The following is a 575-nucleotide window of genomic DNA, read 5'->3' on the forward strand; positions in this document are numbered from 1 at the left end:
TGTAAAGTCTCTGAACCGAGATTCAACCCAGTACAAAATAGCTAAGCGATACGGGTTTATCGAAGAAATCCAAAAACCCGTTGTCTTCTATTTTGAAACGGTTCAACAACAGTCTGACAACCCGATGACTACGGAGATTAAGCCCGGTGATCGCTCAGTTTTATCAGGCTCAGCAAATGGCGGATACACTGACTAACGAATTAGGCATTAAGCGGTCTGAAGAATAAACAGAAACGAACTCGCTGCCGACGACGGAGCTACTCCTATCCGGTTAGTCCAATCACTGTACTTGGTTGGATTTTTTCGTCATTAAGGCAACAACTTCCTTCCAGTGGTCGCGCAAAAACCAATGCAGTTGGATGTCGGGTTCTTCGACCTTTGTAAACTCCTCGATTAGACCTTTTTGGGTTTTCCGATTAGCCCCTTTGAGCACAAATTTCAGGCCAAAGTAAATAGCCTGTAACTCGGTTTGCCTAAACTCGTTGCCCCATTGACGCGGTAATATGCGCGGAAACACCACTTCAGTGGCGTGTAGCGTCTTTATGTACTCCTTGAGCAGATCGGTATTTGTATGG

Annotated in this window: 2 protein-coding genes; one reads left to right on the forward strand and one right to left on the reverse strand. The window is 45.4% G+C overall.

Translation table 11 applies throughout. From position 1 onward, the window contains the following. Window positions 1-196, forward strand: a 196-nt coding sequence (locus tag ACYVI1_RS32670) for a hypothetical protein (protein ID WP_460916053.1), incomplete at its 5' end; no start/stop codon positions are given. An 84-nt stretch (window positions 197-280) separates the two neighbouring features. Here ACYVI1_RS32670 and ACYVI1_RS32675 read toward each other — a convergent pair. After that, a partial coding sequence (locus ACYVI1_RS32675) for a hypothetical protein (RefSeq protein ID WP_460916055.1) occupies window positions 281-575 on the reverse strand: 295 nt, incomplete at its 5' end.

It is taken from the genome of Spirosoma areae, from assembly GCF_054781775.1.